The sequence below is a fragment of the Microbacterium sp. Ru50 genome (assembly GCF_002920555.1).
In the GTDB taxonomy this organism is placed as follows: Bacteria; Actinomycetota; Actinomycetes; order Actinomycetales; family Microbacteriaceae; genus Microbacterium; species Microbacterium arborescens.
The window spans coordinates 23501-41867 of the sequence record NZ_PQSV01000007.1; the positions used below are offsets into that span (position 1 = coordinate 23501).

14 protein-coding genes and 1 tRNA gene are annotated in these 18367 nt (G+C 71.7%); 7 read left to right on the forward strand and 8 right to left on the reverse strand.

Annotated features, from left to right (window positions below):
* Positions 1-71 precede the first annotated feature (71 nt).
* Positions 72-1943 (reverse strand): alkaline phosphatase, encoded by a 1872-nt coding sequence (locus C3481_RS15505; protein WP_103843229.1) that lies wholly within the window; start codon positions 1941-1943, stop codon positions 72-74.
* A 219-nt stretch (positions 1944-2162) separates the two neighbouring features.
* On the opposite strand from C3481_RS15505, the gene C3481_RS15510 reads away from it, so the two are divergent.
* The 4 genes from C3481_RS15510 to C3481_RS15525 all read left to right on the forward strand — a co-directional run bounded on the left by C3481_RS15510 (position 2163) and on the right by C3481_RS15525 (position 7954).
* Complete coding sequence (locus tag C3481_RS15510) at positions 2163-3320, forward strand: AI-2E family transporter (RefSeq protein WP_036306219.1); 1158 nt, start codon at positions 2163-2165, stop codon at positions 3318-3320.
* Between the two features lie 9 nt (positions 3321-3329).
* Positions 3330-4373 carry an ATP-dependent DNA ligase gene (locus tag C3481_RS15515; protein ID WP_103843231.1) on the forward strand — a complete coding sequence of 348 codons (1044 nt, stop codon included), beginning with the start codon at positions 3330-3332 and terminating at the stop codon, positions 4371-4373.
* A 102-nt stretch (positions 4374-4475) separates the two neighbouring features.
* Complete coding sequence (locus C3481_RS15520; RefSeq protein ID WP_103843233.1) at positions 4476-6584, forward strand: phosphatase PAP2 family protein; 2109 nt, start codon at positions 4476-4478, stop codon at positions 6582-6584.
* 71 nt (positions 6585-6655) lie between these two features.
* Positions 6656-7954, forward strand: coding sequence for a threonine/serine exporter ThrE family protein (locus C3481_RS15525; RefSeq protein ID WP_023955711.1), 1299 nt, complete (start codon positions 6656-6658; stop codon positions 7952-7954).
* A 47-nt stretch (positions 7955-8001) separates the two neighbouring features.
* Here the strand turns inward: C3481_RS15525 and ligD are convergent, their stop codons facing one another.
* The 5 genes from ligD to C3481_RS15550 all read right to left on the reverse strand — a co-directional run bounded on the left by ligD (position 8002) and on the right by C3481_RS15550 (position 14753).
* The gene (gene ligD / locus C3481_RS15530; protein ID WP_103843235.1) at positions 8002-9027 is read right to left on the reverse strand and encodes a non-homologous end-joining DNA ligase; all 1026 of its coding nucleotides are present in this window, start codon (positions 9025-9027) and stop codon (positions 8002-8004) included.
* Between the two features lie 186 nt (positions 9028-9213).
* Positions 9214-10299: an SseB family protein gene (locus C3481_RS15535; RefSeq protein WP_146053671.1), complete on the reverse strand. Its 1086-nt coding sequence runs from the start codon at positions 10297-10299 to the stop codon at positions 9214-9216.
* A 47-nt stretch (positions 10300-10346) separates the two neighbouring features.
* On the reverse strand, positions 10347-12815 hold the full coding sequence (locus C3481_RS15540) for an ATP-dependent helicase (protein WP_103843239.1): 2469 nt from the start codon (positions 12813-12815) through the stop codon (positions 10347-10349).
* 44 nt (positions 12816-12859) lie between these two features.
* A complete protein-coding gene (locus tag C3481_RS15545) occupies positions 12860-13525 on the reverse strand; it encodes a response regulator transcription factor (RefSeq protein WP_167366996.1) in 666 nt (221 codons plus the stop codon).
* Positions 13512-14753 (reverse strand): ATP-binding protein, encoded by a 1242-nt coding sequence (locus tag C3481_RS15550; protein ID WP_103843241.1) that lies wholly within the window; start codon positions 14751-14753, stop codon positions 13512-13514. Before C3481_RS15550 ends, C3481_RS15545 begins: the two co-directional genes overlap by 14 nt.
* Positions 14754-14867: 114 nt before the next feature.
* Between C3481_RS15550 and C3481_RS15555 the strand changes: the two genes are divergently transcribed.
* From C3481_RS15555 to C3481_RS16600, 3 genes are all read left to right on the forward strand, one after another.
* Positions 14868-16337 carry a PspC domain-containing protein gene (locus C3481_RS15555; protein ID WP_181021959.1) on the forward strand — a complete coding sequence of 490 codons (1470 nt, stop codon included), beginning with the start codon at positions 14868-14870 and terminating at the stop codon, positions 16335-16337.
* The gene (locus C3481_RS15560; protein ID WP_103843245.1) at positions 16334-16678 is read left to right on the forward strand and encodes a hypothetical protein; all 345 of its coding nucleotides are present in this window, start codon (positions 16334-16336) and stop codon (positions 16676-16678) included. The genes C3481_RS15555 and C3481_RS15560 overlap by 4 nt, the downstream gene beginning before the upstream one ends.
* Before the next feature lie 64 nt (positions 16679-16742).
* Positions 16743-16818: transfer RNA gene (locus tag C3481_RS16600), tRNA-Met, on the forward strand.
* A gap of 8 nt (positions 16819-16826) precedes the next feature.
* Here the strand turns inward: C3481_RS16600 and C3481_RS15565 are convergent.
* Positions 16827-17132 carry a hypothetical protein gene (locus tag C3481_RS15565; RefSeq protein ID WP_023955727.1) on the reverse strand — a complete coding sequence of 102 codons (306 nt, stop codon included), beginning with the start codon at positions 17130-17132 and terminating at the stop codon, positions 16827-16829.
* A 44-nt stretch (positions 17133-17176) separates the two neighbouring features.
* Positions 17177-18283, reverse strand: a complete 1107-nt coding sequence (locus C3481_RS15570; protein ID WP_036305975.1) for an acyl-CoA desaturase — start codon at positions 18281-18283, stop codon at positions 17177-17179.
* Positions 18284-18367: the final 84 nt, after the last annotated feature.

An 18367-nucleotide genomic window follows, 5' to 3' on the forward strand; every position in this document is an offset into this window, starting at 1 on the left:
TCTCCGGTGAGCTGGGGGCGGGGACGGGCCGAAGCCCGCCCCCGCCGATGCATCGCTGTCGCGCGGACCGGTCAGTCCTGGGCGAACAGGGTGAGCGTGATCTCGCTGCCGTACCGGCCGCCCGCGGCGTCGGCCGGTACCGTCAGATCCAGATCGGCCCCGATCACCGTCGAGCCCAGGCGCGACGTCCGGTCGGCGGTGGCGAGCGTCGCGGGCGCGGCGAGCGTCGCCCGGCCGCCCGCGGCGGCACCCGCCTCGGATCGGACGATGCGCGGCGCCCACGCGAGGTTCTCAGCCGACAGCGTGCGGTTGCCGGCCACGAAGTCCGTCGCCGTTCCCGCGAGCGTCCAGCCACGCCCCTGGGCGCGGACCTCGTTGCGCGTGTCGGCGACGGTCACGAGCGGCAGCGTGGCATCCAGATCCGCCCCGGAACCGCCGAACGAGACGCGCTCCCCGTGTCCGGCCACGCTCAGGCTGAGCGCGCCGTCCGCCGGCTGGCCGGCGATCGTGGCCTCGAGCGCGACCGCGTCCGCCGAGCTGCGTTCGCCGTGGCCGAGGACGTCGAAGATCGTCTCGCCGATCGCGGTGTTGTCGAGGTAGGCGCCGCGGACGAGATCCCACTGGTCGGCCCGGGCTTCGAGCACGTCGGCCCCGGCACCCTTGGCGAAGAGCGGGACGAGCGCGTTCGTGTGGCCGCCCGAGTGCCACGTCAGGTCGGGGAGCTGCCCCGCTGCCCCCGTCATCGGCGTCCATCCGGTCTCGGCACCGGCACCCGCGCCGGCGAGGTAGCCGGTCTCGTGGTCGGCGGTGACGATGACGAGCGTCTCGTCCCAGCTGCTGTTCTCCTCGACCCACGACTCGACGGCCTCGACGGCGTCGTTGAAGGCGATCTGCTCCTCGACGAGGCGCGTGGTCTGATTCGCGTGGCCGGCCCAGTCGACCGCGCCGCCCTCGACCATGAGGAAGAAGCCCTCGTCGCCCGTGTCGAGCACGTTCAGCGCTCCCCGGGCGAGAGTGTCGAGGTCGGCGACGTCATTCGCCGGATCGGTGTACGGCAGCGCGGTGTCGTTCGCCAGCCCGGGGCGGTTGTACTGCAGGGTCTCGGCGACCTGCGCGAGACCGAACACCTTGTCGGGGACGGCGGTGCCGGCGGCGAGAGCGTCGAAGTCGGCTTTGTCCTCGATGAAGGTGAACGGCGTCGCTCCGGTCGAGACGCGCTCGTAGTCGCGCTGCGCGATCCACGTCCAGTCGGCGGGGCGGGGCTCGTGTGCGTCGGTGTACATCGGGTGCCCGCCGCCCATCAGGACGTCCACGCCGCTGTCGATCATCTCGGCAGCCAGGCCCTGGTAGTCGTTTCGGTCGGCGTTGTGGGCGATGAAGCCCGCGGGGGTGGCGTGGTTGAACGGTACGGAGGTGACGAGCCCGACCTTCTTCCCGACCTCCTGTGCCTGCTCGCCCACGGTGAGCAGGCGATCACCGCCCGGTGCGAAGCCGAGCGTCCCGTTGTTCGTCTTCACGCCGGTTCCGAGTGCCGTGCCCGCCGCAGCGGAGTCGGTGGCGCCCGAGGCGACCCAGCCGAAGTCTCCCCACGCCTTCTCGGTGACGTACTCCGCCCGGCCCGACGCCGAGTAGTGAGACTGGGCCACCTGGACGGGCCAGGTCTCGTAGACCTGACCGGGCGTGGCCGCCTCATGCGCGATCGCGCCGGTCGCGGGATCGACGGCGACCTGGTGCGCGCTCGTCCCGTGCTCGTAGAGGCTCGCGGCGTCGAACTGGTTGTAGCCTGCGCCGTCCGAGATCATCAGGATGACGTTCTTCGGAACGGATGCCGCGTCGGCATCGGCCGCGCTCGCGGCGACGGCCGGGACCGACGCGAGGACGAGACCGGCGGCGACGCTCGTCGCGGTCAGGGTGCAGGCGCGCGTATGCGCTCTCCGGTGCATGGAGATCCTCTTTCGTATCTGGGGGGAGGTGCGAAAGCCGCCGCGTGCGGGCGGCACCTCCACCGTCCTCGGCGGGGGTGGCCGCGCGGCGACCTCGAGGCGACGCGAGGGTGAACGGGAGCAACCGCGGAGGTGACCACGATGAATCGCGCCCTGCCCCGCGCGCGGCTCGAGCGCAACCCCGCGTCCGGGGCGGCGCGGTCCGCTAGCGTCGTCGTCATGAGCCTGTTCCGACGCAGACCGCGGCCCGAGATCGTGCTGGCGGATGCCATCGACCGCGACGCCGAACGCCCCCCCGCGGGCCTGTGGGCCGACGGCTTCGGCCGGCTCGCGATCCGCGGCGTGCAGATCATCGTCCTCGTGATCATCGCGATCGGCGTCGTCTACGTGCTGCGGCAGGTGTCCGTCGTGGCCATCCCGCTCATCCTCGCGCTCATCTTCGCGTGCGCGTTCGCCCCCGCCATGGGCTGGATGCGCCGCCACGGCGTACCGTCGCTGCTCGCGACGATCATCACCCTCCTCACGATCGTGGTGCTGCTGAGCGGCCTGTCGTGGCTCATCGTCTGGGCCGTCCGCGACCAGTGGGACGACCTGTACTCGCAGGCGGAAGAGGGCTTCCAGCAGCTCGTCGCGTGGGCGCAGACGCTTCCCTTCTCGATCGATCAGGAGCAGATCGACGAGTGGCTGGGCGCTCTCGGCGATTTCGTCACCAGCGCTCAGTTCGGTTCGGGCGCCATCGCGGGTGTCAGCGCCGTGGCGACCTTCATCACCGGAGCCGTGCTGCTGGTGGTGATCCTGTTCTTCTTCCTCAAGGACGGACCCCGCATGTGGGAGTTCCTGCTGCGCCCGTTCCGCGGGGCGAACGAGATGCGCGCCCGTCGCATCGGCGACAAGACGGTGGTCGTGCTCGGCTCCTACATCCGCGGCACCGCGGCTGTCGCCTTCGTCGACGCGGTCGGCATCTTCATCGCGCTGCTCGTGCTCCAGGTGCCCCTCGCCATCCCCCTCGCCGTGCTCGTCTTCCTCCTGGCCTTCATCCCGATCGTGGGTGCGACCCTGGCCGGCATCCTGGCCGCACTCGTCGCCCTCGTCGCGAACGGCCCGCTCAACGCCGTCCTCGTCGTCGGCGCCGTCGTGCTCGTCAACCAGCTCGAGGGCAACTTCCTCCAGCCGGTCCTCATGGGCCGCACCATGAAGCTGCACTCGTTCGTCGTGCTCGTCGCTCTGACCGCCGGCACCGCGATCGGCGGCATCCTGGGCACCCTGCTCGCCGTCCCGATCACCGCCGTCGTGTGGGGCATCGTGCAGGTGTGGGACGGCCCGAACCTTCCGGCCCGCTGGGCCCGGCCCAAGCCCCGCGAACAGCTGCAGGCCTGAGGGATCGCGATGACGTACGACATCCCCGCCCCGATGCTCGCGAAGGCGGTGCCCGCGATCCCGGATCCGGGCCGCTATGAGGCGGGGCTGTCGTTCGAGCCCAAGTGGGACGGATTCCGTGCGATCGTCTCGTGGGACGGCGAGAGCGTCGAGATCGGCAGCCGAGGGGCGAAGCCTCTCACCCGCTACTTCCCCGAGCTCGTCGACGCGTTCGCGCGGCTGCTTCCCGAGCCGTGCCTCATCGACGGCGAGATCGTCGTGGCGACCGACACGGGGGCCGGCCGGCGGCTGCAGTGGGAGGCACTGTCGCAGCGGATCCACCCCGCGGCCTCGCGCGTGGTTCTGCTCAGCCGGCAGACCCCGGCGATGTTCATCGCGTTCGATCTCCTGGCCCGCGGCGAGCACGATCTCCAGGGCGATCCCTTCTCGCGGCGACGCAGCGAGCTCGTCGATCTGCTTCGCACCGTGCCCGATCCGATCCACGTGACGCGCGCGACGGACGACGTGGACACCGCCCGCCGCTGGCTCGCCGAGTTCGAGGGCGCGGGGCTCGACGGCGTCGTCGCCAAGCCCAACGATCAGCCGTACGCCCCGGGCAAGCGCACGATGCTCAAGATCAAGCATGCCCGCACCGCGGACGTCGTCGCGATCGGATACCGCATCCACAAGTCCGGCACAGGCGTCGGCTCGCTCCTCGTCGGTCTCTACGGCGACGACGGCGAGCTGCACGGCGTCGGCGGCGTTTCGGCCTGGAGCGACAAACGGCGCCGCGAGCTGATCGACGAGCTCGAGCCGCTGGTCGAGCGGGATGCCGCAGGGGAAGCGGTCACCGGTGAGTCCGACCGCTCGCGCTTCGCGTCGTCGAAAGACGTCTCGTTCGTCCGGCTGCGTCCCGAGCTCGTGCTCGAGGTGCGCTACGACCAGCTCGAGGGACGGCGGTTCCGGCACACGGTACAGTTCGAGCGCTGGCGCCACGACCGGGACGCCCGCTCGTGCACGTTCGACCAGCTCGAGACGGTCGCGGCCTACGACCTGGCCGACGTCTTGGACTGACCGCGCGGCCGACACCGCCCGTTCACTCCGCGGCCACCGGTCGTTGCGCGCCCCTTCCTAGCGTGCGGGAGTCGCTCTCCCCCGCACCCGAAGGACCGCCGCATGCCTCCCGCTCCCTCCCGTCCGCAGTCGCGCCCGCGTCGCACCGCCGTCCCTGCTGCAGCCGTTGCCGCGTTCACCGCCGCGTGTCTCACCCTCGGCACCGCGGCGCCGGCCGGCGCCGCCGACGGAGAACTCCTCGACGACGGTGCGATCGCGCCGCACGCAGCCCCCTACGGCACGTTCGTCGACACCTACACGGCGAACAGCTCCGCCAACGCGACCCCCGAGACGAACCCCGCGATCGGCGTGCTCTCGGGCATGCTCGACCTCTGGCAGCCGGGCGCCACATGGGACAGCGGGCGGGCGACGGATGCCGGCGCACCGGTGCTCGACGCCAACATCGCGCGCAACGTCGAGGTGGCGCGCACGCGCACGGCAGCGCAGGAGTCCGCCGCCTGGGTGTTCGACCGCCGCCACCAGAGCTACAGCGCCGTCGATGGGCTCGGTTCCGCCGCGGCCGCCTTCCGCGAGGCGATGAACGCCGGCACCACGATCGCGGGCACCGTTCCCGGCGATGCCACGACCGTGCGCTACGACGACGGCGGCAACTCCGCGGGACGCTGGGCCGACCCCGACTCCGAGCTCGGTTCGGTCGTGTCCCTCGTCGACACGGTCCGCGGGCCCGCGGCATCGTCGAACCCGTCGAAGAACTTCTTCGGCTACAAGCGGCCGTTCCGGTGGGTCGACGACTCGATCATCGTCCCCGCGCTGCTGCCGGTGCGCAAGCCCGACAGCGAGGCGGCGAGCGACGGCGGCTTCCCGAGCGGTCACACCAACGCCGCGTACCTCGCGTCGTTCGCCCTCGCCGACGCGGCGCCGCAATATCAGGACCAGCTCATCGCGAACGCCGCCGAGATCGGCGACAGCCGGATCGTGGCGGGGATGCACTCGTCGCTCGATGTCATCGGCGGCCGCGTGCTGGCGACCGCCCTCGCCGCCGCCAGCCTCAACGATCCGGCCAACGCCGAGCTGCGTGCCGCCGCGTCGGCCGAGGCGCAGGGGCTGCTGGCGACGCTCCCCGCCGCGGCATCCCCGTCCGTGCTCGACGACGCCGGGTACGACGCCCTCGCGCAGGAGTACCGCGAGCGCATGACGTACGGGTTGCCGACGACGGGCGACACCGGCCGAGCGGCGCGCGTGCCGGCCGGTGCGGAGGTGCTTCTCGAGCACCGGCTGCCCTACCTCGACGCCGAGCAGCGCCGCTGGGTGCTCTTCTCCACGGCCATCGACTCCGGCCACGCCGTGCTCGACGACCCCGAGGGCTGGGGGCGGCTCAACCTGTTCGAGGCGTCGAACGGATACGGTGCCTTCGACACCGATGTCACGGTGACGATGGACGCCGACGCCGGCGGCTTCGCGGCGGCGGACGAGTGGCGCAACGACATCGACGGTGCCGGGTCGCTGACGAAGGACGGCTCGGGCGCCCTCATCCTGTCGGGCGAGAACTCCTACGCGGGCGGCACCGTCGTCGCCGCCGGAACCCTCCGGGCCGCGGCGCCCACCGCGCTCGGTGCGGGAGACCTCACGGTGGCCGGCGGCTCGCTCGTGGAGACGACGTCGGAGCTGACCGTGGGCGGCGACTTCGCGCAGGCGGAGGCCGCCACGCTCGAGCTGTCGGTCGACGACGCAGGCCCCGCTCTCGCGATCTCCGGTACGGCCAGGCTCGGGGGGACCCTCCGCGTCGATCTCGCCGGGGCCGCCCCGGTCTCGCCCCTGCGGCTGATCTCCTACGGCTCCCGTGCCGCCGACACCAGCTTCGACGCGGTCGAGCTCACCGGCGCCGGGGCGGGCTTCGACGCCACGCTGGAATACCGCGCCGACGGCGTCTACCTGGTCGAGGCCGCGGCCCCCGGCGAGGTGCCGGGTGAGACGCCCGGCGAGATCCCGGGACAGACCCCGGGCGTCCCGGCGCCCGCCGACCCGGATGCCGACGGAAGCGGCTCGGCCGCTGCCGTCGGCGACGGCGACGCAGCAGGGCCCGCCGCCGACCGCATCGCTCGAACCGGCGGCGAGGGGGCGCCGATCGGCTTGATGATCGGGGGCGTCCTCCTGGCAGCGGGCGGCGGGGCCGTGCTGCTCTCGCGCGGCCGACGTCCGGCGCGGCGCTGACCGGACCGCGACCGGATTGGTCCGGCTGATCCTCCCACCCGAGCCCACGCCGCGGGTGGGAGGATCGAACCATGCGGGATGACCAGCGCGACGACGTCCCCGACGGCACCGCCGAACTGCACCTCGAGCCGCTGCGATTCATCGCACGGACGGATGCGGTGCTGCGCCTCGGGACGCTCATGCTCGGCGCCGGAGCCTCGTCGGCGCGCGTGCGCGACACGATGGACCGCACCGCCCACGGGCTCGGTCTCGAACGCCTGGAATCCCGCGTCGGGATGACCGACATCGTCATCACCGCCCAGCGGGGACAGCTGTTCCGAACGCGCGTGGCCGAGGTGCGGCATCCGGTCGTCAACTCCGAGCGCATCGCCGAGGTCATGCACCTCTCGCACCGGGTCGCGGGAGGTGTCACCGCCGACGAGCTGCAGCGTGAGCTCGACCGGATCGAACGGATGCCGCCGCGCTACCCGGCCGCGGTGCGGGTGCTCGCCGCGGCCGCGGCCTGCACGGCCTTCGCGTTCCTGAACAACGGCGGCTGGGCGGAGTGCCTCAGCGTCGCGCTGGCCGTCGCGCTCGGCCAGTACGTGCGCATCCGCGGAGCCCGGCTGCAGGTCAACGAGTTCCTCCTCGTGTTCCTGTCGGCCTCGGCCGCGCTCCTGGCCTTCCTCGGCGTCTCGCACCTGATCGAACTGCTCGGCGCGCCGTCGCCGCAGTACGGCGCTGCCCTGACGAGCGCCGTGCTCTACCTCGTCCCCGGCTTCCCCCTCGTCACGGGCGCGCTCGACCTCGCCCGACTCGACCTCAACGCGGGGGTGAACCGCGTCGTGTACGCGTGCCTGGTGCTGCTGTCGACGGGGTGCGCGGTGTGGGCGGTGGCCGCCGTCTTCCAGACGAGTGCCGTCGCCGTCGCCGCCCCGGAACTGGGCGAGCCGCTGCTGTCGCTGGGACGCCTCGTCGCGGGGTTCGTCGGCGTCATGGGCTTCGCGCTGCTGTTCTCGACGCCGTGGCGCATCGCTCTCGCCGCGGCGGCGATCGGCACGATCGCCAACGTGGGCCGTCTGCTCATGATCGACCACGGCGCGATGCAGCCTGTCGCGGCAGCGGCCGCCGGCGTCGCCGTCGGATTCGGGGCCTTCGCCGTCTCGCGCTTCGTGCGGGCGCCGCGCATCACGCTGACCGTGCCGGCCGTCCTCATCATGGTGCCGGGAGCGTCGGCCTACCGCGCGATCGTCGGCACCATCGAGGGCGACACGATCAGCGCCGTGCAGTACGGGGTCACCGCCGTGTTCGTCGTCGTCGCTCTGGCGGTGGGTCTCACCGTCGCCCGTGTCGTCACCGAGCGCGAATGGCAGCGCCCCTCCGCACGGTGACGCGAGCGGTTCGCGCCGCCGCTGCGCCGGCGCCGGCGCCGCTGTGGCTACTCGGGCTGCCGAGCGCGGCTGGGCTGCACGCGCGGCGGCTCGCCCGGCATCTTGGGGAACTCCGGCGGGAACGGCAGCTCGCCGAGTCCGGCATCCAGATCGCGCTGCCACCACTCCAGGAGGGTGTCGATGCGGCCGGGCGCGGCCTGCAGCTCGGCCCAGGGATCGACGATCTCGGCCAGCCGCTGCGGCACCGAGCGGACCGTGAACGATGACGGGTCGACTCCGGCCTCGAGCTCGTCCCAGGTGATCGGGGTGGCGACGGTCGCCGCCGGCAGCGCCCGCGCACTGTAGGCACCGGCCATCGTGCGGTCGCGGTTGGCCTGGTTGAAGTCGACGAAGATGCGCTCGCCCCGCTCCTCCTTCCACCAGTTCGTCGTGACGCGGTCGGGCATCCGGCGCTCCAGCTCGCGTCCGGCGGCGATGACCGCGTGACGGACGTCGAGGAACTCGTGCGTCGGCTCGACGGGGCAGAACACGTGCAGCCCGCGGTTGCCGCTGGTCTTGAGGAACGCCGTCAGCCCCGCCTCGGCGAGGACCTCGCGCAGGGCGGGTGCGACGGTCGCGGCATCCCCGAAGTCGGTCCCCGGCTGCGGGTCGAGGTCGATCCGCAGCTCGACGGGGTTGTCGGTGTCCGCGGCGAGCGACGCCCACGGGTGGAAGACGACGGTGTTCATCTGCACCGCCCAGACGACGGCGGCGGTCTCGCTCAGAACGACCTGCGGATGCCGCCGCCCGCTGTTGTAGGTGCACACGACCTGATCGACGTAGCCCGGAGCGCCCTTCGGCGGATTCTTCGAGAAGAACCGCTCGCCGTCGATGGTGTCGGGGAAGCGCTCGAGCGAGACGGGGCGATGGCCGTTCGCGCGGAGGAACGGCTCGGAGACGACGATCGCATACTCGGCGTACTCGTGCTTGGTGATCCCCAGCTCAGGCCACAGCACGCGATTGGGGCTCGACAGGCCGACCTCTCGGTCACCGTCAGGGCCCGGCACGGTCAGGGTGATGCGCTCGCTCGCCATGGCCCGACCCTAGGCCGTCGGGCTCGGATGACGTACCCCCTGGACAATCCCCTCGGCGGAATGCTCGGCGACGGAGCCGACGTATCGATACACCTGTCGGATCGGCGGTGCTGGTTGTGCCTCGAGCCGGGAGCCAGGGCTCACGAGCCCCGCCGGCCCGACGGATGTATCAGCGCGACGGCGTCGTCAGGATGCCGGTGGCTCGGTGGCCGGCTCGGGAGCCGGCTCGGCCGGCGCAGGCGCGGGGTCGGGCTCGTCGGCGCGCGCGAGGACGGGGCCGAGATCGGCCCGATCGACGTGGATCCACGGCCCACCCGGGTCGACGATGACGCCGCTCAGTGCGGGGTTCGACTGCAGAGCCCGTCCGAGCTGCGCGGCGGTGACCGGCACCGGACGGTCGCCGCGCTGAAGCACGAGCACCTCGAGCGGGTGCGAGTAGACCTCGAGGCGCCGCTCGCCCGACGCGGTGCGCGACTCGGCGAGGCCGAGCTGACCGCTGTCGCCCGCGGGACCCGCGGCGACCCACAGCGGCGCCTGCGCGAGGGCCTCGCCCACGGCGGCAGCGGTCTCGGCGCTGCGCGGTCCGGCGAGCAGGTTCTTGATCGTGAAGGCGGGATCGCCCTCCTCGAACGCCTTCGTGATGAGCTGCACGGGAAGCACGATGCGCGAGCCTGCGACCGCGTGATCGATAATGAGCCCCTCGTACGGCCCCTCGATGGCGTTGCGGAAGACGTTCGCGACCGGAAGCCCGAGCGCCGAGGTGTCACGATCGCCGTCGGCCTCGACGCTCGCGCGAAGCGACGCGCCGCCGGTGAAGGCGAGGAGGAAGCGGGCGCCGTCGATCTGCGAGACGGCCAGGGTGATCGGCTTGCCCTCGGCCGTGAGTGCGCGCGCATCGCCGCGCACGCGGACGTACATCGTGCCCTGCATGCTCTGGCGCATGACATTCATGACGTCGACGTTGCCGGGCTTCTCGGGCAACGAGGCCAGCGCCGCCTGCACCAGCGTGTTGTCGGGCATGCCCGTCACCGTCTCGGTGCGAGCGGGCGCCTCTGCCGGCGGGCGGGTGACCGTTCGCTGGGGCTGGGCCGGAGCGGCGGGCTGAGCGGGCGCGCCGAACGTCGACATCGAGATGCCCACGTGGGGCACGCTCTCGACCGGCGCCTCCTCGGCGGCGGGTGCGGCGGCATGCCCGTCGACGTCGGCGTCGACCTCGTCGGCGTTCGTGGTCTGGCTCGTGGTGTCTCGCGCGGAGCGCTTGAAGATCGCCATGCCTTCGAGCCTAACCCGCACCCCCGGCGCATCGCCGGGGGGTTGCGTCACAGCTTGACGATCGGTGCGATCTTGATGAGCAGCTTCTTCGGGCCGGCCGAATCGAAGCGGACGTGCGCAACGCGCTTGGCCCCCTCGCCCGTGACCGCGTCGACCCGGCCCTCGCCGAAGTCGTCGTGCTTGATGCGATCGCCGGGTCCGAGCTCGAGATCGCCGTTGTCGCGGACCTTGGCCGGGATGCGGTTGGCGAACTTGGCGATGTCGCCGCTCTTCTCCCGGCGCGGGAGCGGCACGAGATCGTCGCCGTAGCGCTTGCCCGACCCGCCGAATCCGCCGCCGGAGCCACCCGTCCGCCGTCCGTTGAGCGCGCGCGACTGCGCGCCGCCGCGCGAGTTCACGTCGCCGGGGGACTGCCGCCAGTCGATCAGGTCGTGCGGGATCTCCTGCAGGAAACGGCTCGGCATGGCGGCGGAGACCTCACCGAACTGCGCCCGGGTCATGGCGAGCGAGAGGTGCAGGCGCTTGCGCGCTCGGGTGAGCGCGACGTAGAAGAGGCGTCGCTCTTCCTGCGGACCGCCGGGCTCGTTCGCTGAGATGCGGTGCGGGATGAGGTCCTCTTCCACGCCCGTGACGAAAACGGCGTCGTACTCGAGGCCCTTCGCGGTGTGCATCGTCATGAGCGACACGGTTCCCGAGGCGTCGTCGAGATCGTCGGCGTCGGCGACGAGCGCGACCTCGGTGAGGAAGTCGAGGATGGTGCCCTCGGGGTTGTTGCGGGCGAACTCGCGCGTCACCGCGATGAGCTCGTCGAGGTTCTCGAGGCGCGCCTCGTCCTGGGGGTCGCGGCTCGCGCGCAGCGCATCCATGTAGCCCGACTTGTTGAGCAGAACCGTCAAGCCCTCGGTCACGGCTGTCGGCGGAGCGATCTCGCCCGAGCTCGGCAGCATGATCTCGGACGCCTCGGCGAGCACGGCGTCGAGCTGCGCGATCGCGGCCTGGATCTTCGGCCCCACACCCAGCGCCGAGGCGTTGGCGAGTGCATCGCGGAAGGTGATCTGGTGGTCGGCCGCGTACCGGGCGATGGACGTCTCGGTCACGTCGCCGATCCCGCGACGCGGACGGTTCAGGATGCGGCGCACCGCCAGTTCGTCGGCGGGGTTCGCCACGGCGACGACGTAGGCCAGCGCGTCCTTGATCTCGGCACGGTCGTAGAACTTCGTGCCGCCCATGATCTTGTACGGGATCGCCGCGCGGATGAAGATCTCTTCCAGCGCGCGCGACTGCGAGTTCGTGCGGTAGAACACAGCCATCTGCGAGTACGGCACCGACGAGCGGTGCAGCGCTTCGATCTCATCGGCGACGAACTGGGCCTCGTCGTGCTGCGAGTAGCCGGTGAAGCCGACGATCGCCTCGCCGGCGCCGACATCCGTCCAGAGCTTCTTGTCTTTGCGGTCGAAGTTGTTCGAGATGACGGCGTTCGCGGCCGAGAGGATGTTCTGCGTCGAGCGGTAGTTCTGCTCGAGGAGCACGACCTTCGCACCGGGATAGTCGCGCTCGAACTCGGTGATGTTGCGGATGTCGGCGCCGCGGAACGCGTAGATCGACTGGTCGGAGTCGCCGACGACGGTCAGCGAGGCCGCCTCGACCTCGGGGGCCGACTCGGGCTCGAAGATCATCATGCCGCCCGATGAGAACGCGTCGCCGCCCTGTCCCTGAACGGGACGGGTCAGCTCGTGGATCAGCGCGTACTGAGCGTGGTTGGTGTCCTGATACTCGTCGACGAGGATGTGCCGGAACCGCTTGCGGTAGACGTCGGCGACGTGCGGGAACGCGCGGAACAGGTACACCGTCTGGGCGATGAGGTCGTCGAAGTCGAAGGCGTTGGCGCGCTGGAGGGCGGACTGGTACGCGCCGAAGAGTTCGACGAAGACGCGCTCGGCGGGATCGGACATGTTCGCCTGGCGCGCGTACGAATCGGCGTCGGCGAGCTCGTTCTTGAGCTTCGAGATGCGGCTCTGGACACCAGCGGGGGTCAGACCGAAGGCGTCGGCCTCGTGCTCTTTCACGAGACGCTTGATGAGCGCGCGCGAGTCGCCCGAGTCGTAGATCGTGAAGTTCTTGGTGAAGCCGAACTGCTGCGCCTCGCGCCGGAGGATCCGCACGCAGGCCGAGTGGAACGTCGAGATCCACATGCCCTGCGCACTGTCGCCGATCAGCTGCTGCACGCGCTCGCGCATCTCGCCGGCAGCCTTGTTGGTGAAGGTGATGGCGAGGATCTGGCTCGGCCACGCCTCTCGGCCGCGTAGAAGCGACGCGATGCGATGAGTGAGCACCCGCGTCTTGCCGGAGCCGGCGCCCGCGACGATCAGCAGGGCCGGGCCGCGATAGGTCACAGCTTCACGCTGGGGCGGGTTGAGACCCTCGAGGAGGACGGCGTCGGGACGCTCGCCCGAGGAGGCGCCGGGGCGCGCGGATGCGGCGGACCCGACGATGACGGGCTTGATGGGCTCTGGCATGACTGTTCGATTCTACGTTCGGCCGCCGACACCCGCCCGGCGGCTCAGAGCAGGCGACGGGCCGTCGCCCAGGCGGTCAACTCGTGCCGCGACGACAGCTGCAGTTTGCGCAGCACCGCGGAGACATGCGTCTCGACCGTCTTCACCGAGATGAACAGGTCGGCCGCGACCTCCTTGTAGGCATAGCCGCGCGCGATGAGGCGCATGACCTCCTGCTCGCGCGACGACAGCCGGTCGAGCTCGTCGACCGCCGTCGCCGTCTCGCCCGCCACCGCGCCGAACGCGTCGAGCACGAAACCGGCGAGGCGCGGCGAGAAGACGGCGTCGCCGCCCGCCACCGCCACGACGGCCCGGCTCACCTCGTCACCCGACGACCCCTTGGTGATGTATCCCCGCGCACCGGCTCGGATGACGCGGACGACGTCGTCGGCGGCATCCGACACGCTCAGCGCGAGGAACCGCGCCGGTGTCGGGGCGGTCCGGCCGATCACCTCGGCGCCCCCGGCACGGTCCTCGCCCGACCCGCCGGGAAGATGCACGTCGAGCAGCACGACGTCGGGCTCCGTTCGCGCGATGACCTCGACGGCGGACTCCACGTCGGCCGCCTCGCCGACGACGGCGATCCCGGCGGACAGATCCGCGCGGAGCCCCGACCGGAAGATGGAGTGGTCGTCGACGATGACCACGCGCAGCCGATCAGCCACGCGCATCTCCGGGAGCGCCGACGTGGAGGTGGATCTCGGAGCCGCCCGATGCCGCCGTCCGGACCGTTGCCGATCCCCCGGCGCGCCGCATCCGGCCGATGACCGACTCACGGACGCCCAGCCGATCGTCCGGGATCGCGGTCACGTCGAACCCGGGGCCGCGATCCCGGACGTACACGTCCACCCCGCGGGATCCGCCCTCGATGTAGACCGAGACGTCGCCGCCTGCGTGGCGGGCGGCGTTGAGCATCGCCTCGCGCGCCGCCGCCGCCAGTTTGCCGCTGGCCTGCTCCGCCGACAGCCCGGCCGAGACCACGTCGATCCGCACCGCGTAATCGAGCTCGAGCGCGGCGGCGTAGTCGCGCAGGTCGGTGACGAGATCGCTGTCGGGATGCGCCTCGCCGTCGAAGAGCCAGGCGCGGAGCTCGCGCTCCTGCGCCCGGGCGATGCGGGCGGCCTCGCTCGAGGCGCCCGCCGTGTTCTGGATGAGCGCGAGAGTCTGCAGCACCGAATCATGCAGGTGCGCCGCCATCGCGCTTCGCTGCTCCTCGCGGATGCGCCGCACGCGCTCCCCCGACAGATCACCCCACCGGCTCGCGAGGGCGGACCCGACGAGCGCGATCAGTCCCGCGACGGGAACGGCCAGGGCAGGAAGCGCCACGATCCCGTCGGAGTCGACGCGCGGCAGCATCGCGAGGAGCACGACGAACAGGATGCCGGCCGCGGCGGCCCGCACCGCGACGGCGTGTCGGTCTCCGCGATCGACGTCACGCCGGTCGACGAGCTCCGCCCAGCATCCGGCGGCCGTCGCGAGCACGCTCACGAACGCGACGACGGCGGCGAGCGCCGGCGAGAACGACCGTGACGTCCAGGCGTCACGCGCCTCGACGGCCAGCACCGCGACGAGGACCGGCAGTGCGACGGTCGCCGCCGACACACCGATCCACGCCATCGGGGCCCGGCGTGTCGGCGCGGCCGGACCCGGCTGCCACGGCACGAGGACCCAGAGCCACAGGTACAGCAGCGGCCCCGCCCCCGCGACGAGCGTCAGGACGACGAACAGCGCACGGATGCTGCCCGCACCGACCCCGAGGTGCCTCGCGAGCCCCGCGCTGACGCCCGAGACGATGCTGTCGCGCGAGCGCTCCAGCGGCGGTCGCGCGCCCGGGCCGATGACCGGTCGCGGGGGCGGAGGTCCCGGGTGCACGGCGGGAGTCGCGAGAGCGGAGGACATGGCCACATCCAATCACTCCGGTCGCGGCGGCACACCGGCGCCGGAGCAGGATCAGGGATGCCTCAGGGCGATCCCCCATATCGTCCGGCACCCCGTTCGCCGCAGGATCGGATCATGACTTCCGCGCCACCCCTCGCCGCCCCGCCGGCTCCCGATCCCACGTCATCGACGGAGGGCGGGTTCTTCCGCTGGGTCGATGCCCTCGGCGTCGCCCGCCGAGACGGGTGGATCGGCGGGGTGTGTGCGGGAGTGGCCGCACGATGGGGCATCGACCCCGTCATCGTGCGCGGTCTCGCCGGCGTCGCGACCGTCATCGGTCTCCCCGCCATCGTCGCCTACGCCGCCGCCTGGGCGATCCTGCCCGATATGTCGGGGCGTTCCCACGCCGCCGACCTCGAGCGCGGCCGGTTCTCGTACGCTCAGAGCGCGATCCTCGCCGTCGCCATCATCGGCGTGCTCCAGGTCCTCGGCCTGCTCGTCACCGCCGTGGCGCTCGCGACCGGCACGAGCGCCGGAGCCGTCGGGACCGTCCTCGTGGCGCTCGTCCTCGCGGGCGGAACCGTGCTGACGGCCGCCGTCATCGCGCTGCTGGTGCGCAGAGCCCGCCGGGCCCCGCATACCGAGGAGGCCCCAGGCGCGTCGGCCGGCGGGTCCCGCGTGGATGCCGCCGCCGGTGCCGGCCCCGGCGCGGCGGAGGCCGCGGTCGCGCTCACCGAGCCCGCGCCCCCGAGCGACGACGCCCACCCCGACGACCTGGCCGCCTGGCGCAGGCAGCACGCGGCCTGGAAGGAGCGAGATCGCGCCTGGCGTCGCGAGCAGGGCGACGCCGATCGCGCGGCTCGCACCGCCGAGCGGGAGGAGCGCCGCGCCGCCGCCGCAGTGTTCGCGCGCGAGGCGGCGGAGCGTCGCCTCCTTCGCCGCGCCGAGCGCCCGCGCACGAGCATCGCGTTCCTCGCGGTGACGGCCGGCGCTGCCGCCGTCACAGGCACGATCGCTGCGCTCACTGCTTCGGGCGAGGCGGCGGTGGCGCTCGGGCTGTTCGCCGCGGCCACCGTCACCGCGCTCGCCATGATTGTCGCCGGAGCCATCCGCCGGCGGAGCGGCTTCCTCGCCTTCGCGAGCGCGTGCATGCTCATGGGCGGAGGCCTCGCCCTTGCCGTCTGCGTCGCCGAGGAACTGCACATCGGCGTTTACGAGATCTCGAACGTCTCATCCGAGGCCGGGGCGGAGACCTACCGGCAGACGTTCGGCGAGCTCCGCGTCGAGCTGGTCGATGCACCCGATGCGGCGCCGCTGACCATCGAGAAGGGGGCGGGCTCGACCTACGTGACGGTCGCCCCCGGTGTCGAAGTGACGCTGCACGCATCCGTCGGCGACGAGGCGTCGCTGATCCTCTCGGAGGGCGACGAATGGACCGTGCTCACCGACGGCCCCGACGCACGAGATTCCGGCGCTAGCCGAACCGCGGTCGATACGACGATCCCCTCTCGAGGAGAAACGACGACGCGTCAATCGGTCGCCCTCGACCAGGAGAGCGGCTACATCGAGATCCGCATCCTCGAACCGAAGGAGACCGACCGATGACCGACATCGTCATGACCGAAGACACAGCGTTCCCCTCGCCTCCTGCTCGTCCCCGGGTGCGGTGGGCCGGCATCGTGTGGGGCCTCGCGTTCGCGACGCTCGCCATCGCGGGCATCGTGCTCACCCGGTCATCGGACGCCTACGGCGGGCTGATCGAGTGGGTGACGGCCATCTCGATTCCGACGCTCGTCGCCACGGCGCTGTTGAGCGCGGGCCTCGCGGTCCTCATCGCGGGGATCGCCGGCATGCTGCGGCACGCTCAGCGCTCGCTGGCGGCGCGCCGCGCCACCGGGCCGGGCGCGGACCCCGGCGGCGAGATGGCCGCTCGTCACACGACGTAGCACGACGACTCCGGTCTTCACACCTCTGGCGACCCGGCGGGGCGCCCACGTAGCGTGAGGGCATCGCGGCGATCCGGGTGGTCCCGGGCATCGGCTCATAACCGATCGCGTTGCGGGTTCGACTCCCGCCGTCGCGTCCATTCGGGTCTCAATCCCCATCGAGCGCATCAAGCCGTCGCAGCGCATCCCGCGCCCGGGCGAGACGGTCGGGCTCGGGCTCGTCCCACCAGTACGGGCCGCGCTCCCCCAGGCCGTGCTTGGCGAGGTCCACGCGCTCGCGTGCTGCGGCGACCGCGTCGTCGTCTCCGCGACGCTTCGCAGCTCCCACTGCGGACCGGCCCCGTCCGAGATGGGATGTCAGCGCGGCGACGACATCGTCGGGCAGGGACGGGTCGGTGCGCCGCCAGCGCCGCCCGTCCACGACGAGCCAGCGCTCGGAATCGACATCGGCCACGGACTCAGTATGAGCCGTGGCCGATGTCGACGTGATGCTGCGGATCAGGCGCGACGGAACTCCGCGCGCATGGGGCAGTCGAACGGGTCGCGGGCGGCGAGCCCGACACGGTTGAGGTAGTCGATGACGATGGCGTAGGAGCGCCAGAGTGTGGTCTCGGTGTACGGCACGTTCAGGGCGTCGCACTGGTCCTTGACGATCTCGCGAGCCCGGGCGAGTGCCGGACGCGGCATGTTCGGGAAGAGATGGTGCTCGATCTGGTAGTTGAGACCGCCCATGAGCCACGTCGCCCACCAGCCGCCGCCGATGTTGCGCGAGGTGCGGACCTGCTTGCTGAAGAAGTCGAGCTTCGCGTCGGGCGCGATGATCGCCATGCCCTTGTGGTTCGGCGCGAACGAGGCGCCCATGTACAGCCCGAAGACGGCGACCTGCACCCCGAAGAACGCAAACGCCATGCCGATCGGCAGGAAGATGAACACCGGAGCCACGAAGAGCGCGAACCGCGCCAGGATCAGGGTGATCTCGAGCGCGCGCTTCTTCACCGGGCCGCGGCTGACCAGGTGGCGCATCGACAGCGCGTGGAGGTTGAGGCCTTCGAGCAGCAGCAGCGGGAAGAAGAACCAGCCCTGGCGCTGGGTGATGAACCGGCGGATGCCGCGAGCGGTCGCGGCGTCCTCTTCGATGAACGAGATCGTGTCGATCTCGATGTCGGGGTCCTTGCCCACCTTGTTCGGGTTGGAGTGATGCCGGGCGTGCTTCGACGTCCACCACGACAGGCTCATGCCGACGACGCCGACGGCAAGGAAGCGGGCGAGCCGGTCGTTCGCGGGGCCGGAGGCGAGCACCTGACGGTGGTCGGCTTCGTGGGCGAGGAACGCGACCTGCGTGAAGACGATGCCGAGCGCTGCGGCGATGAGCAGCTGGAACCAGCTGTCTCCGAGGAGGACGAAGCCGGTGACGCATCCGCCGATCGCGAGGACGAGGGCGAGGCCGACGAGGCCGTAGAACCACGGCGTGCGGCGAAGAAGACCCGATTCACGGACGACGCGCGAGACATCGGTGAAGGCGTGGGCCATCGGAGGGAAATCGGCTGTTCCGGCATAGGTGGTGCGGACGGGGCCGAGACGCGACTCGACGACGGATGAAGCGATGGGAGCACCTGCTGACTCGTTCGTGACCGGGATGGTCGGGGAGCGGAAGGCGGATGCCGACGGCTGCGGCCCACACTACGGAGC